Annotated in this window: 13 protein-coding genes; 10 read left to right on the top strand and 3 right to left on the bottom strand. The window is 34.8% G+C overall.

The features are described 5' to 3' along the window. Positions 1–186 precede the first annotated feature (186 nt). On the top strand, positions 187–612 hold the full coding sequence (mntR, locus tag ACTNDN_RS03215) for a transcriptional regulator MntR (RefSeq protein WP_031538171.1): 426 nt from the start codon (positions 187–189) through the stop codon (positions 610–612). A gap of 80 nt (positions 613–692) precedes the next feature. On the opposite strand, the gene ACTNDN_RS03210 is transcribed toward mntR, so the two are convergent. Further along, positions 693–905, bottom strand: a complete 213-nt coding sequence (locus tag ACTNDN_RS03210) for a DUF3892 domain-containing protein (RefSeq protein WP_031538170.1) — start codon at positions 903–905, stop codon at positions 693–695. 198 nt (positions 906–1,103) lie between these two features. On the opposite strand from ACTNDN_RS03210, the gene ACTNDN_RS03205 reads away from it, so the two are divergent. Continuing rightward, positions 1,104–1,808, top strand: coding sequence for an AIM24 family protein (locus ACTNDN_RS03205; protein ID WP_031538169.1), 705 nt, complete (start codon positions 1,104–1,106; stop codon positions 1,806–1,808). Between the two features lie 93 nt (positions 1,809–1,901). On the opposite strand, the gene metA is transcribed toward ACTNDN_RS03205, so the two are convergent. After that, positions 1,902–2,810 (bottom strand): homoserine O-acetyltransferase MetA, encoded by a 909-nt coding sequence (gene metA, locus ACTNDN_RS03200; RefSeq protein ID WP_031538167.1) that lies wholly within the window; start codon positions 2,808–2,810, stop codon positions 1,902–1,904. Positions 2,811–3,144: 334 nt separating this feature from the next. Between metA and ACTNDN_RS03195 the strand changes: the two genes are divergently transcribed. The 3 genes from ACTNDN_RS03195 to ACTNDN_RS03185 all read left to right on the top strand — a co-directional run bounded on the left by ACTNDN_RS03195 (position 3,145) and on the right by ACTNDN_RS03185 (position 5,987). Continuing rightward, positions 3,145–4,833: a formate--tetrahydrofolate ligase gene (locus ACTNDN_RS03195; RefSeq protein ID WP_235251631.1), complete on the top strand. Its 1,689-nt coding sequence runs from the start codon at positions 3,145–3,147 to the stop codon at positions 4,831–4,833. Between the two features lie 122 nt (positions 4,834–4,955). Then, positions 4,956–5,492, top strand: a complete 537-nt coding sequence (locus ACTNDN_RS03190; protein ID WP_349204910.1) for a hypothetical protein — start codon at positions 4,956–4,958, stop codon at positions 5,490–5,492. A 12-nt stretch (positions 5,493–5,504) separates the two neighbouring features. Then, entirely contained in the window at positions 5,505–5,987 is a 483-nt protein-coding gene (locus ACTNDN_RS03185) for a glutathione peroxidase (RefSeq protein WP_031538164.1), read from the top strand. A 92-nt stretch (positions 5,988–6,079) separates the two neighbouring features. Here the strand turns inward: ACTNDN_RS03185 and ACTNDN_RS03180 are convergent, their stop codons facing one another. Next, positions 6,080–6,673: a MerR family transcriptional regulator gene (locus ACTNDN_RS03180; protein ID WP_031538163.1), complete on the bottom strand. Its 594-nt coding sequence runs from the start codon at positions 6,671–6,673 to the stop codon at positions 6,080–6,082. Between the two features lie 325 nt (positions 6,674–6,998). Here ACTNDN_RS03180 and ACTNDN_RS03175 point away from each other — a divergent pair, with 325 nt between their 5' ends. The 5 genes from ACTNDN_RS03175 to ACTNDN_RS03155 all read left to right on the top strand — a co-directional run bounded on the left by ACTNDN_RS03175 (position 6,999) and on the right by ACTNDN_RS03155 (position 14,940). Then, positions 6,999–10,061 (top strand): GNAT family N-acetyltransferase, encoded by a 3,063-nt coding sequence (locus ACTNDN_RS03175; RefSeq protein WP_231512565.1) that lies wholly within the window; start codon positions 6,999–7,001, stop codon positions 10,059–10,061. A 17-nt stretch (positions 10,062–10,078) separates the two neighbouring features. Then, positions 10,079–10,939, top strand: a complete 861-nt coding sequence (locus ACTNDN_RS03170; protein ID WP_031538160.1) for an amidohydrolase family protein — start codon at positions 10,079–10,081, stop codon at positions 10,937–10,939. 193 nt (positions 10,940–11,132) lie between these two features. Then, positions 11,133–11,747: an HD domain-containing protein gene (locus ACTNDN_RS03165; protein ID WP_048716868.1), complete on the top strand. Its 615-nt coding sequence runs from the start codon at positions 11,133–11,135 to the stop codon at positions 11,745–11,747. Continuing rightward, a complete protein-coding gene (locus tag ACTNDN_RS03160) occupies positions 11,728–13,614 on the top strand; it encodes an ABC-F family ATP-binding cassette domain-containing protein (RefSeq protein WP_031538158.1) in 1,887 nt (628 codons plus the stop codon). The genes ACTNDN_RS03165 and ACTNDN_RS03160 overlap by 20 nt, the downstream gene beginning before the upstream one ends. Positions 13,615–13,818: 204 nt before the next feature. Beyond that, positions 13,819–14,940, top strand: a complete 1,122-nt coding sequence (locus ACTNDN_RS03155) for a conserved virulence factor C family protein (protein WP_031538157.1) — start codon at positions 13,819–13,821, stop codon at positions 14,938–14,940. The last annotated feature ends 23 nt before the right edge of the window (positions 14,941–14,963 follow it).

Here is a 14,963-nt window from a genome sequence, read left to right as displayed (position 1 = left end):
ATCCATGCCTTTTTTAAAGGCTATTTCTTTCCACTAAAATTGCTTTATATTTGTTCGATAAAAGTTTTTGATATTCAAATAGTGGGAGTCCTTTTTTAATGGGCAGTACATACATAGATAAAAACGCAAATAAATATTTTCGAATAGAATAGAAAAAGGAGAAATCCTGGTAAAGGAGGGGTTGAATTGCCGACACCTAGTATGGAAGACTATATTGAACGCATTTACAACCTAATTGAAGATAAAGGATATGCAAGAGTATCAGATATTGCGGAAGGCTTATCTGTACATCCCTCCTCTGTGACAAAAATGGTTCAGAAATTGGATAAGGATGAATATCTTGTTTATGAAAAATATAGAGGCTTGGTTTTAACACCAAAAGGAAAAAAAATCGGTAAACGCTTAGTATACAGACATGAACTCTTAGAGCAATTACTTAGAATTATCGGAGTAAAAGAAGAGAATATTTATGAAGATGTGGAAGGAATAGAGCATCATTTAAGCTGGGATTCTATTGATCGAATTGGTGATTTAGTTCAATTTTTTGAGGAAAATCCAGAGTATACGAAAGTATTAAAAATAATTCAGCAAAAAAATGATTCGCTAGAATAAAGAAAGGGTAATTCTCTCTAGGTATATGCTAAAGCAGCATGATGCCGACAGAGAATTGCCCTTATTTTTTTTGAAAGCAGTTAAAAGATAGATGGATAATTGTCAAAGCTATCTATAATGGAAAAAGATAAATCCTCTTCCTCTTGTACATTTTCAGTGATTTCTACCCCCTCTATAACACCTGTTTCAATATCCATCAATGCTTTACGATAAGAAATAACTCTTCCGTTTGAAGTTTTAAAACTAATAATGTCTCCCATATAATTTCTTTCAACAGCGATAATTTTTTCCATTCTACTTTGCTCCTTCCTAGTAAATAGATAAATCTTATCCTTCTACTAAACAATAGTATTTACAAATGTAAGGGGAATTATCATACTTTATTTTACATTTACAGTAGTAAATATATTTATTTCTACCCTATTTATATATTTTCATGCAACTTACTAGATGATATCCTTAAATTAACAATTTATTGAAGAGGTGAGAGCATGGGAAGATATGAATTAGAAGAATTCTTGGCAAAGACAGAGCAAAAAGATAAGAATGAGGGAGTTTTTGAGTTAGAAACAGAAAGAATGCTTGAAATAAATTTAGCGAGTCAAATATGGGCGAAAGCTGGAAGTATGGTGTCATATCGTGGAAATATTCGATTTACACGGGAAGGGATTTTGGAGCATGGTATAGGAAAGATGTTTAAGAAAGCACTTACAGGAGAAGGCGCTTCATTAATGAAAGCAGAAGGGAGTGGGAAGCTATATTTAGCAGACCAAGGAAAGAAAATTTCTATTTTGCATTTAAATGGAGATTCCATTTTTGTAAACGGTAATGATCTTCTCGCTTTTGAACCAACAATCAAATGGGATATCAAGCTAATGAGAAGAATTGCAGGCATGCTTTCTGGTGGTTTATTTAATATAAATCTAACTGGAAGAGGAATGGTTGCGATAACATCTCATTACGAACCACTTACGCTACGAGTTACTCCACATAACCCTGTTTTTACAGATCCGAATGCTACTGTTGCATGGTCTGGAAACTTGCAGCCAGAGTTTGTAACAGATATTTCGCTTAAAACCTTTTTCGGAAGAGGAAGTGGAGAATCGATACAGATGAAATTTGCAGGAGAGGGATTTGTCGTTATTCAACCATATGAAGAAGTTTATTTTACAAGTGGTAGCAATAATAATGGCTAAATTGGTTGGGAATGGCATAATAGCGAGGGGGTTCGCGGGTCAATCGACTTCTACCCTCGCTTTTTTTGTATCTTCTTAAGCTAGCTCTCTATTTTATTTCCATTCGTAAGGTGTTTCTTGGTAGACATAATAGTTCAGCCAATTAGAAAACAATAAATGGGCATGTGAGCGCCAACTATTTAAGGGCTGCACACTCGGATCGTTATTTGGAAAATAATGCAGCGGAAGATGGATGTTTAATCCTTTTTCTTTATCCCTTTTATACTCCTCTGCTAATGTAACAGAATCATATTCTAAGTGGCCAGTCACCATAATTTGTTTGCCACTATTTGCGCTAACGATAAAAGCTCCAGCGTCTTCTGAGGCAGATAATAGCTCTAAATCAGGATGTTCTTTAATTTCTTGTATCGATACATTTGTATGTCTTGAATGAGGGGCTAAAAAGCTATCATCAAAGCCGCGCATTAGCTTATCAGATGGATTTAAAACATAGTGAGAATAAATTCCATAACATTTTTGATCTAATTTATATTTATTTATTCCAAAATGGTGATAAAGAGCTGCTTGGGCTCCCCAACAAATATGGAGAGTAGAAGTAACATTAGTCTTTGACCATTCCATAATTTTCGTTAATTCTTCCCAATAATCGACTTCTTCAAAACTCATTAATTCTACAGGAGCTCCTGTGATAATCATACCATCGTATCTATTTGTTTTTATTGCCTCAAAGTTTCGATAAAATTGTTCAAGATGATATGGACTCGTATTTTTTGATTCATAGGAAGCTGTTCTTAAAAAGGAAATATTTACTTGTAAAGGCGTATTTCCGAGCAAGCGCAATATTTGAACCTCTGTTTTTTCTTTTTCAGGCATTAAGTTTAATATTAATATGTTTAATGGGCGAATATCCTGTGCTTTTGCCCGACCTTCATCCATAATAAATATATTTTCATCTTCTAGTATTTCTCGTGCTGGCAAAAGATGAGGGATTTTTATTGGCATATAGGTATGTCTCCTCCTAATAATCATCTTATTTTGTATTTCCATAGTAGAAATAGTAGTGTTACATAAAATGTTTGGTGTTTATATATGTTTGACGGTAGGAACTTTCTATAACCGATAACATAGCTTATTATAAAATTGATTTGAATATGTCGCAATCATAATGTTTGGAATTTTTTAAATGATAGCATATTTTCTATGTTTATATCGAAAATCTTTTATTAAGGGAATGCCATGGTAGTTGATACATGAAAGTGATTTTGTCGAAACGTGTACTTATAACATGGTTTTTATTGTACAATAAAATGGAAGGTTAAAATTGCAGAGGAAAATCATGGAGGTAAAGAAAGAAATGAAATCTGACATCGAAATTGCTCAACAAGCAGTAATGAAACCAATCATACATATTGCCGAGAAAATTGGCCTATCTGACGATGATATTGAATTATACGGAAAATATAAAGCGAAAATATCCTCACAAGCCTTGATTGACTTGAAAAAAAATAAATCAGGTAAATTAATTCTTGTGACGGCTATTAATCCAACTCCTGCAGGGGAAGGGAAATCTACTGTGACAGTTGGTTTAGGCGACGCATTAAATAAATTGCAAAAAAAAGCAGTCATTGCCATGAGAGAACCCTCTTTAGGCCCCACAATGGGCATAAAAGGAGGAGCGGCAGGCGGCGGAAATGCCCAAGTGCTACCTATGGAAGATATTAACCTTCACTTTACTGGAGATCTTCATGCAATTACCACTGCTAATAATGCTTTGGCTGCATTAGTTGATAACCATATTCATCAAGGCAATGAATGCCGCATTGATCAAAGAAGAATTGTATGGAAAAGAGCAGTCGATTTAAATGACCGTGCCTTAAGAAAAGTAGTAATCGGCTTAGGAGGTCCCTTACAAGGAGTACCTAGAGAAGATGGATTTGACATAACAGTCGCATCTGAAATTATGGCTGTATTATGTTTGGCAGCAGATATCACCGATTTAAAGAAACGATTATCCCAAATGGTTGTTGCCTATAATGTAGATAAAGAGCCAGTCACTGTTGGTGATTTGGGAGTAGAAGGGGCACTTACTTTATTGTTGAAAGATGCGATAAAGCCAAATTTAGTTCAAACGATTGAACATTCTCCAGCCATAATCCATGGGGGGCCATTTGCTAATATAGCCCATGGTTGTAATAGTGTCATCGCAACAACAACAGCTGCTAAATTAGGCGATTACGTAGTAACAGAAGCAGGATTTGGAGCAGATTTAGGTGCAGAGAAATTTTTGAATATTAAGTCGAGAAATAAAGAGATAAACCCAGAAATTGTCGTTATTGTTGCAACGATTCGTGCATTAAAAATGCATGGAGGAGTTGCAAAACAAGAACTCTCTTTAGAAAATACTGAAGCTTTAAAAACAGGCTTTGCAAATTTACAAAAGCATGTGGAGAGCATTCAAGAATTTGGTTTACCATTTGTTGTTGCGATTAATAAGTTCGTGACAGACACAGAGGCGGAAATTGAGGTACTGAAACAGCTTTGTGAACAAGCGCAAATTCCAGTTGCCTTAACAGAAGTGTGGGAAAATGGTGGAGATGGAGGTGTCGAATTAGCCAAAAAAGTGTTAGCTATATTGGAGCAAAAGGAACAAAAATTTGAACATATTTATCCATTAGATGCTTCTATCGAAGAAAAAATACATACAATTGCATCGAAAATTTATGGAGCAAAAAGTGTTGAATATTCTTCTAAAGCAAAAAAACAGATAGCAGACTTTGAAAAATATGGCTGGGCTAATCTTCCAATTTGTATGGCGAAGACACAATATTCTTTATCAGATGATCCTTCGTTAATTGGCAGACCACAAGGATTTTCGATTACGATTCGTGAATTTAAGCCTTCTATCGGGGCAGGATTTCTCGTGGCACTTACCGGTGATGTTATGACAATGCCGGGATTACCAAAAAAACCCGCTGCCTTAAAAATGGATGTAGACGAGAACGGGAAAGCAGTAGGGCTATTTTAAATAAAGATAAATTTAGCAATCAAGTGCAAGTATTCGTTGCCAATAGTAGCTGCGTTATTTTTTTGTATGCTGCTATTGGGAAGTTTCTTGCGCTTTTTAAAAAGTAAAGAAGGAGAAAATGAATGTTTGATCCCACTGCCTTTGAAAACATGAGAACCGTAATGGAAGGCCTTATTTATGACAGTGATTTAGATGGGAAAATTGTCGTTTTAGACCGGAATGATTTATTTAATAGTAGTAAATTATCAAGAAATTATACGATTACGTTTAGGTTGAAAAATCAGCAAAACGCAAAGTTAACATTCGAACTATCGGCTGATTTGCAAAATTTATCTGCAGAGCTACTGCCAAATACAAACAAGGAAGCCTTAATTGGTGCGACTATTTATATTCACCTTTATTTACGCCATAAAAAGTCAGATATACTATATCATACCTTGCAAAATAAAGTCGAAGATATATGGGGAAAAGAGATGAAGATTGTCCAGGAAATTAGTTATAATCCACTTAATGCTGATAAAATAGTAAATAATCATATTACTATTGATTTTAAACGCTTCATTATCGAAGAACAAATAGATGATATGATCATTATGATGGAATTTATGGAAAAAACATTGATTTCCCTTTACTCTATTGATGCATTATTAACTGTATAAGGAGATGATAAAATGAATATTTATGATTTTGAAGTTAAAACAATGAATGGAGACTTACAATCATTAAGTAATTATAAAGAGAAAGTATTATTGATTGTAAATACAGCTAGTAAATGCGGCTTTACACCTCAATTTAAAGAATTACAAGAAATGTATCAAACGTATAAAGATAAGGGATTTTCTGTATTAGGATTTCCAAGCAATCAGTTTTTAAATCAGGATCCAGGAACAAACGAGGAGATTATGTCGTTTTGTGAAATAAACTATGGTGTAACATTTCCGATGTTTGCTAAAATTGATGTAAATGGAAAAACGGCTGATCCACTATATCAATATTTAACAAAAGAATCACCTGGTACGCTCGGAGTAAAGGCGATTAAGTGGAATTTCACTAAATTTTTAATTGATCAGGATGGAAAAGTTATTGGGCGATATGCACCAAATACAAAGCCATCCGAATTAAAAGAAGACATTGAAAAGCTATTGAATCATTAAAATAAAAAAGGGATTCTGCTCGAAATTTAGTGGAGACGTAATTTTACTTCAAGAAAGGCAGAACCCCGTTTCTTATACATATTTTTACTCTATTAACGATAAGAAAATAAGCGGATAAAACCTGATTTTTTTTGTTTCGTTTCCTTTTCGTTTATGAAATTTTGTTTTGTTTTTCTTGATTTAGCAAGATTATCTTCTTTATCTTGGTGGATAATCGGATTTTCTAATCGTGTTATTTTTTTTTCTTGGCTGACAATATGTTCTTGCTGAAGTTCAATATGCTCCTGTTGTTTTTTTAATTGTTGCACTAATACTTGATTGAAATTTTTTTGAAGTTCTAATTCTTCTTTGATTGTTTGTAAATCTTGAAGAATTTTTTCCGTGGCATCGGTGGCAATTGGGATAGAGGTAGGGACAGGGCATGTAAGCTCATCTTCAATTTGTCTTAAAGACAGTTGCTTTTCATTTCGCAGTTGTTTCACCTTTACTAAAATATCCAAGCTTTTTTGATCAAAATAGCGATAGCCATTTTCTCCAATAATAACTGGGATAAGGGTTTTTAACTCTCTTAACCAGTTTCTTAGAACCCCAGGACCTTCATCAATATATTCCGCTGCTTCTTTCACACTTAATAATTTTGTTTGTTCATCCTTAATAGAAAGTTCTTTTGTTTGTACACTTAACATTCTACACACCCCTCAATAATCATAATCAAAGCAAAACCATTGGCAAGAAGGACGTTTAAAGGCCTTGTCTTTATATCTTTCGAGAAAAGAGAAAAATATCCTTTGACGAGCTTTGTCTAGTTTTGTTGGATATCATATTTAATTATCAGAAAAATTATTATTGCAATATCTTTACAAACATTCTTAATAATAATACGATAAGAAAGGAACGTTGGAAAAACATTCCTATATTAATGAAAGGAGGAGGTACTATGCGAAACCACAAAGAAGTATCGATGCAAACAAAAATTCAAAATAAGAGGGATGAGGGTTCTTAGTGGAAAAGATGCAGGATGAAACACAAACAATAAAAATCGTTAGCTATCATGATGGGCTTGCCAAAAGTGTTGCTGATATGTGGACAAAGAGTAAGGAATCTTGGGGAGGTTCAGGTAAAACAGAGGAGCAAGTGCTCGAGCAGCAGCAAAGTTCCGATAATCTTGACACTTTCTTAGCTGTGTTGGGAGAAGAAGTGGTGGGATATTGCGGATTTTCTGTTTATAAGGAAGATGTTGGAGCGCTATATGTACCGTTGTTAAATGTTCGCCCAGATTATCATGGAAAGAAAATAGGTAAAAAGTTATTATTACATGCCCTTAACATGGCAATAGACAAAAAATGGCCAAGGCTTGATTTATATACATGGGCAGGTAACTTAAAGGCAGTTCCTTTATATAAGCGCTGTGGTTTCTTTTGGGAGGATAACGATAAAAATACTCACTTAATGAACTTTATTCCAACTGTTCGCAATAATGAATTAATCAATCATTATTTAAAAGACATGGATTGGTATGATGATTTAAAAAGAAACCTGGAAATTAGACCAGATGGAGAAATTGTTCATGGATTTACACACTATGAATATGTTTGGCAAAAAGAACGGGAAAGTGTTGTAGTTAAATTCGAAAAAACAGGTAGAGGAATCAGCTATATTGAAACAAAGGATTTTCAGTTGGAATTAATAATGGAAAATCATGAGTGTATAGAAGAAATAGAACAGCAAGTATCCTTGAAAATTAAAAATAAAGGAGCAAACCCAATTTCCTTGCAAGCTAGGGCTGATAATGATGGCAGAATTAGCTGCAGTTTCTCCAACACATTTACAGTAAAGGAAAAGGAAGAGTTGATTGTTCCATTTCCTTTTGTAGTAAAGGTAGGAGAGGAGCCTGTAGAAGGGAAAACTTTCCCGTCGTTAAAAGTTGATCTCAGCATAAACGAATTGGAAACAAGTTTACAATTGGGGATATTGCCTAAGTCGCCAATTTCTATTGAGACAAAAGAAATAGATGCCATTTTAGCTAAAGGAATGAATACTTACTTAGATTTGGAACTCCAAAACAATTTAAACAAAGACATTAGCGCTAACCTAATGATACCGATGAATAAACATATTCAATTTGATGGGGAGAAGTATTCTTTCACTCTGGCAAAAAAAGAGAAAAAGTGGATTAGAATTCCTGTTGAAGTGAAGAGTTGTGGCTGCTTTAAAGAATACTTTCAATGTGAAATGATGGGTAATGACAATAAGCTATTAAGTATTCAGAAAGAGATAACCCTTGCATTAAAAGGGATTGGTGAACAGTTTGTAGTGGAAAATGATAAGAGCTGGAAGGTATATAACGGTCCACATCAGCTTTCTATAAGTAAAGTTGATCACACAACGGAAATTGCTGATACAGATTTCACTCTTTTTGCACCAGCAATCGGAAAGCCTTTTTCTAGTGAACTGTCTAAACTAAAGCCGTATTTGGTGAACACAGATAAAGCTGGAAACAGTATTGCAATAAAATTATTCTTTAAGTCTAGCGATTTTCCTGGTATGGAAATTATTTTAACGAATGAACTTTTTGCAGAAGGTTTAATAAAGCGTTTGGTAACAATTAATAATAATAACTTGGTAGAAAAAGAAATAAGCCTACAAGAAACATTCTATGATTCTTGGCATAATTTATTTCTCCCTTTAAAAGGAGAAGTTGTGTCATTTTGTGAATTAAATACTGTACTTCCATTTGAAATCGCATCAAAGGATATAACGGGTAATTGGTATTTTTCTACTCCAACAGTGTTTCCTTTTGGAGTAGCATGGGATAAAGACGCTCGCATAAAAATGGATAATTGGAAAATGCATATAGAGTCTACACACTTCCTTCAATCAAATGAATCAGTCGATTTCCCCCCTATTTGCATAAATATCGGTGCTTATCGCAAATGGCAAGAATGGCAGCTAGCTGCGGAGGGAATGAAGGACGAACACAAAAGAAAAGTTGTAAAGGAATTAATCATTGAATATAACGATGGAAATATGATTTGGGATAAAGATGAAGATGTTAAAGTATCTCTAAAAAACTTTAGAAATCAACCAATAATTGGTGATGCTACCTTTAGAATAAATCATAATAAGGTCGATTGCGTTCAGATCAATACAGAGCAATCAGAAGTTTACCGAGTAAACCATCAAAATGCCATACAATTAGGTCTAAATAAAATGACTACTACTATAGCGTCAGCAACAAAGGATATGGACACAGCTCATTTGTTTTTTGTTTCGAATCAAAAAGGGATAACTACACATCTTTTAGAAGAAGAAGGATTAGCTGTTTATCAGGTTTCCAACGGAGTAGTGACATTTAAAGCTTCTCCTGCCTATTATCCCGGTGTTTATTCCCTTGAAGCGAACGGGAAACACTGGCTGGAGCACTCTTTTCCAAAACCGATTGCAAAAAGCTGGTGGAATCCGTGGTGTGGTGGCATAAAAAATGGTCCACCAGAGTTAAATGTCTTTTCTTTATTAAAAGAACATACAATATGTGAGTTTACTAGTCTAAAGGATATCCATCACAATGTCTGGTCTGGAATAAAGCTGGAAACAACGATTAATCATCATCAAAAATGGAAGGGTTTAAAGTATGTGCAATATTATGTAACAATGCCAGGCATACCGTTAGTTATTACATTTGTAGAAATAATGAATGATGCTGGAAAACGTATGGCGGAAGAAGATTGGCATACCAATCTATTTATGGCATGTAACGAGGAAGAAAAGTGTGTGCTTCATATAATGAGCGATTCGGTGGCAAATAAGCGATTTATCGTTGCTGACGAAGAGCAGGAAGCAAATGTAAAGGATAATTACTACTTATCATTAGGGGAAGATAAGTTTTACTTTATCACAAGTGAAGACGCAAAGGATGCAGAATATTATAGTAATAAAGATGCGATACAGTTAATTTCCTTTGACAAATGTAAAAGAAAAACAAACCGCCTATATACAGAACCGAACTATTTACTGTTTGCGAAAGAGGAAATCTCTACCAGTCTATTAAAACAAGTAAGAAGAATTGCATTTTAAGAAAGGGAATATTTTTAATGAAAATAATTGATGCACATATTCATTATTCGAATATAGACACATTCAAAGATACTGCAAAAAATCTTTCCTTAGTTGATTATAGCTTTGAAGGAGTTAAAGAGGAGATGGAGAAGGCAAAGGTTGTCCTTGCAATTGGAATGGGCGTTACAGAAACTCCTGAAATGGGTTTTCCTGATTACCATGCGCAAACGCCGATGGGACTTGATTTAAGTGCAACTCTTCCTGAAAATATAGTCTACTGTGCTGGCATAAATCCATATGATATGGATATGTCAGCAATTCAACGTTTGGAACAAGAGATTCAAAAGCCGAATGTTGTCGGAATGAAAATCTATTTAGGCTATTATCCATTTTATGCTTATGATGATGTTTATGAACCAGTTTACAAGCTTGCAGAAAAGTATCATCTTCCTGTCGTTTTTCACACAGGAGATACGTATTCTGAAAGAGGATTATTAAAATATAGTCATCCTCTTGCAATTGATGAAGTGGCAGTAAAACATCGTAAGGTGAATTTTATGATGGCTCATTTCGGTGATCCATGGACGTTAACTGGTGCTGAGATTATTTACAAGAATTCGAATGTATATGCAGACCTATCTGGTTTAATTGTTGGAACAAAAAAAGAATTGGAAGAAGCACATGAAGGAATATTTCTTGACCATTTGCGTCATGCATTAGTCTTTTCCCATTCCTATGATAAATTGCTTTTTGGCACAGATTGGCCATTAGCGCCATTTGGTCCTTATATTGAATTTATTAAAAAACTTATACCAGAGACCTTTCATAAAGATGTATTTTATCGGACAGCCTTGAAAGTTTTTCCGAAAATTAAACCGTTTTTAAAGGATGAATAAAAATATCATACAAAAAAGAAAGCAGGAGGAGAATGGATAAAACATTCTTCTCCTATTTTTTGTTTAGAACAAGTGATATTCTTTCTTATTCGAATAACTGCGTTTCATGATACAATAAGTTAAATAGAAGCATAGCTGGATGTGAGAATAAGTGGATATTATATACCAAGTAGAAAATTTGGTGAAAATTGAGATGGAAAAAGATACGAGTGGACATGATTGGTATCATGTCGATAGAGTTCGAAAAATGGCTTTATTCCTTTCGAAAAAAGAGGGAATAGGCTATTCGATTATTATCGAGCTCGCGGCATTATTACATGATATTTCAGATGAAAAATTGAATAAATCAAAAGAAGAGGGGCAAAGGAAATTAGCGTCTATACTTGATACTATTCCGGTAGATAATCAAGATAAAGAGGTTATTTTATCCATTATTTCTTCTGTCGGCTTTAAAGGCGGAAACGGAATACCTCCAAGTAGCATAGAGGCGAAAATAGTCCAAGATGCAGATCGTTTAGATGCGATTGGGGCCTTGGGAATCGCGAGAACTTTTGCTTTTGGTGGAAGCACTGGAAGTCCTATATATGATCCCGCTTTACCAATAAGAGATAAGATGACGGAAGAAGAATATCGGAAGCATAATTCTTCCTCTATTCATCATTTCTATGAGAAGCTATTAAAAATAAGAGATTTATTACATACAGATAGTGCCAGAGAAATGGCAGAAGCAAGGCATCTGTTTATGGAAACCTTTTTACAAGAATTTTATAAAGAATGGAATGTACAGGATGAAGAGTATTTTAATTGAAAATGTAACAAAAACATATGGAGAGAAAAAACTATTTGAAAATATATCTTTTTCGATAAGTGAAAAAGAACGAGTCGGTTTAATCGGGATAAACGGTACAGGAAAATCATCTTTATTAAAAATAGTGGCTGGAATGGATATTGCTGATAAAGGAGAGATAACTGCACCGAAAGATTATCAGATTGCCTATTCTGCACAAAGTCCTGAATTAAACCCTGAGCTTAGTGTCTTGAATCAAGTATATGCTGGTGATGCACCTGTATTAACGCTTATAAAAGAGTATGAAGCCCTGTTGATCCAAATCAACAATGACCCTGAAAATGAGAAATTCCATGAAAAGCTTTTTGTTCTGCAAAAAAGAATGGATGCTTTAAACGGCTGGGAAGTTCATACAAATGCAAAGACTGTTTTAATGAAATTGGGGATAGAGCATTTTGATATAAAAATCGGCGAATTATCCGGAGGACAAAAAAAACGTGTTGCGTTGGCACAAGTCCTCATCCAAGAGCCAGATTTACTTATTTTAGATGAACCAACAAATCATCTCGATTTTGAGGCTGTGAAATGGCTGGAGGATTATTTAAGTCGATATACCGGCGCCCTTTTACTAGTAACACATGATCGTTACTTCTTGGATCGTGTAACGAACAGAATGTTTGAACTGGACGGAGGGAATCTTTATAGCTATAAAGGGAACTATGGAGATTTCTTGCAGGCTAAAGCTATTCGCGAGGAAAATGAAGCGGCGACGATTGAAAAACAAAAGAATTTATTTAGAAGAGAATTGGAATGGATTAGAAGAGGAGCAAAGGCTCGTTCCACAAAACAGAAAGCAAGAATTCAACGTTTTGATACTTTGGACGATAAGCTAGCGAATGTTAAAGGAAAAGATAAATTAGATATTTCGCTTAAAGGGAGCAGATTAGGAAAACAAGTATTTGAATTGGTTGATGCTAGCAAGCGTTTTGAGGATAAAATCATTTTAGATCACTTTAATTTACTTGTGAAACCTGGAGATAGATATGGGATAATCGGTAAAAACGGAACAGGAAAATCGACGTTCCTAAATATTTTGGCGGGCAATTTATCTCTTGATGCTGGTGAAAGAATTATTGGTCAGACTGTAAAGGTTGCATATTATACACAAGAAAACGAAGATATGGATACTTCCAAGAGAATGATTGAATATTTAAAAGAAACTGCAGAAGTAATAGAGGCTTCAGATGGAAAAGTCATTACAGCTGCTCAAATGCTAGAAAGATTTCTATTTCCCCTTCATACACATGGGACCATTATTGGAAAACTTTCTGGTGGAGAAAGAAGACGGCTTTATCTATTGAAAATTTTAATGGGAGAACCAAATGTACTATTATTAGACGAGCCAACCAATGATTTAGACACACAAACATTAATGGTTCTAGAAGATTATTTAGGCGACTTTAATGGTGTCGTTATTACCGTATCTCATGATCGCTATTTTCTAGATAAAGTAGCTGAACAGCTATTAATATTAAAAGGAAATGGTGTAACGGACACATATTATGGCAACTACAGTGAATATTTAGAGGTTGAGCGAAAAGAAGAACAACAAACAAAAGAAAAATTCGACACACCGAATGTCAAGAAAGAGCCAAAAGCGAAAAAAGTAAAACTTAGCTATAATGAACAAAGAGAATGGGAAACAATAGATGAAGATATTGAAAAGGTAGAAGAAAGACTAGCAAACATTGAAACAGACTTAGCCGAGACAGGCAGTGATTTCGAAAAAGCTGCTGAATTAATGAAAGAGCAAGAACAATTAAATGAGAAATTAGAATATCTTATAGAACGATGGAGCTACTTATCGGAAATAGCGGATAAGTCGTAACAACAGGAAAAATGTCTTGGAAAGAGTCGTAAAGAGTGGAATTTATGAACAAATGACCTAGCTGTATGCAGGTGAAAGAAGAATGTTTATTCAGGCCGAGGATGTACTTTTTTTGAAAATAACGATAAAAATCCGAAAGCTATTTCTTTTTTGAAAAGGAAAAAAGCATGATAATATAAAGGATGTAAGAAGGGGGAATGGAATGTGAGGATTATTTCTATTGAACCAACACCAAGTCCAAATACAATGAAGATTAATTTAGACCAAGAGTTGCCAATGGGAAAAAGCAATAATTATAAGGCTGAAACAGTAGAAGATGCACCGGAATTAATTCGAAATATCCTTTCCATTGAAGGGATAAAAGGGGTCTATCATGTAGCTGATTTTTTAGCAGTTGAAAGAAATGCTCGCTATGATTGGAAGGAATTGCTTTCAAAAGTGCGCAATGTCTTTGGTGAGGATGAAGTAACCCAGAATCCACAGGAGCTAAATGAGCATTACGGAGAAATTAAGGTCCAAGTTCAAATGTATAAGGGCATACCAATGCAAATTAAATTATCGGATGGTAATGAAGAAAAGAGATTTGGCTTGCCTCAATCGTTTATTCAAGCCGTTTCAGCAGTGCGTACGCCTGAAGATAATGTTGTGATGACAAGAAAATGGAAAGATTCTGGTGTGCGATATGGCGAGTTTGAAGAAATTGGTAATGTTATGGTGGAAGAACTCGTTGCTGCATATCCACAAGAAAGATTGAATACAATCATCGAATATGCTATAAATCCTCAAACGGAAGTAAGTGGAAATGCTGCCAGAGTAAAAACAAAGCTTACTTTTGCCGATTTAGAGGATCCTGATTGGAAAGTAAGATATCAAAAGCTTGAACAAAGTGAAGATCCAACAGTTGCCGATATTCCTGTTTTAACAAAGGCGCTTGATGATGAAAAACCATCGATTCGCAGACTTGCAACTGTATATCTTGGAATGATTGAAGATCCCGCTGTTCTACCTTCCTTGTATAAGGCGTTGAAGGACAAAACAGTTACTGTCAGACGTACTGCAGGTGATTGTTTATCAGACTTAGGATTCCCTGAAGCAATGGAAGAAATGATGGAGGCATTGTCAGACAAGAGCAAGATAGTTCGTTGGAGAGCAGCTATGTTTCTATATGAAGTTGGTGACGAAAGAGCACTTCCAGCATTGAAAGCTCATGAAGATGATCTAGAATTTGAAGTTAGCCTGCAAATAAAATTAGCAATTGAACGAATCGAACTAGGTGAGGAAGCAAAAGGATCGGTTTGGAAACAAATGACAGAGGCGCGGAAATAACGCTGTTAGTAATGCTAATGCTT

This window comes from Niallia sp. HCP3S3_B10, from assembly GCF_052064465.1.
Taxonomy (GTDB): domain Bacteria; phylum Bacillota; class Bacilli; order Bacillales; family Cytobacillaceae; genus Niallia; species Niallia hominis.
This window is presented reverse-complemented; position numbering and strand designations above follow the sequence as displayed.

Coding starts and splice junctions, on each gene's coding strand:
- ACTNDN_RS03210 (WP_031538170.1), bottom strand. CDS start 905: ATGGAAAAAATTATCGCTGTTGAAAGAAATTATATGGGAGACATTATT.
- ACTNDN_RS03205 (WP_031538169.1), top strand. CDS start 1,104: ATGGGAAGATATGAATTAGAAGAATTCTTGGCAAAGACAGAGCAAAAA.
- metA (WP_031538167.1), bottom strand. CDS start 2,810: ATGCCAATAAAAATCCCTCATCTTTTGCCAGCACGAGAAATACTAGAA.
- ACTNDN_RS03195 (WP_235251631.1), top strand. CDS start 3,145: ATGGAGGTAAAGAAAGAAATGAAATCTGACATCGAAATTGCTCAACAA.
- ACTNDN_RS03190 (WP_349204910.1), top strand. CDS start 4,956: ATGTTTGATCCCACTGCCTTTGAAAACATGAGAACCGTAATGGAAGGC.
- ACTNDN_RS03185 (WP_031538164.1), top strand. CDS start 5,505: ATGAATATTTATGATTTTGAAGTTAAAACAATGAATGGAGACTTACAA.
- ACTNDN_RS03180 (WP_031538163.1), bottom strand. CDS start 6,673: ATGTTAAGTGTACAAACAAAAGAACTTTCTATTAAGGATGAACAAACA.
- ACTNDN_RS03175 (WP_231512565.1), top strand. CDS start 6,999: ATGCAGGATGAAACACAAACAATAAAAATCGTTAGCTATCATGATGGG.
- ACTNDN_RS03170 (WP_031538160.1), top strand. CDS start 10,079: ATGAAAATAATTGATGCACATATTCATTATTCGAATATAGACACATTC.
- ACTNDN_RS03165 (WP_048716868.1), top strand. CDS start 11,133: ATGGAAAAAGATACGAGTGGACATGATTGGTATCATGTCGATAGAGTT.
- ACTNDN_RS03160 (WP_031538158.1), top strand. CDS start 11,728: ATGAAGAGTATTTTAATTGAAAATGTAACAAAAACATATGGAGAGAAA.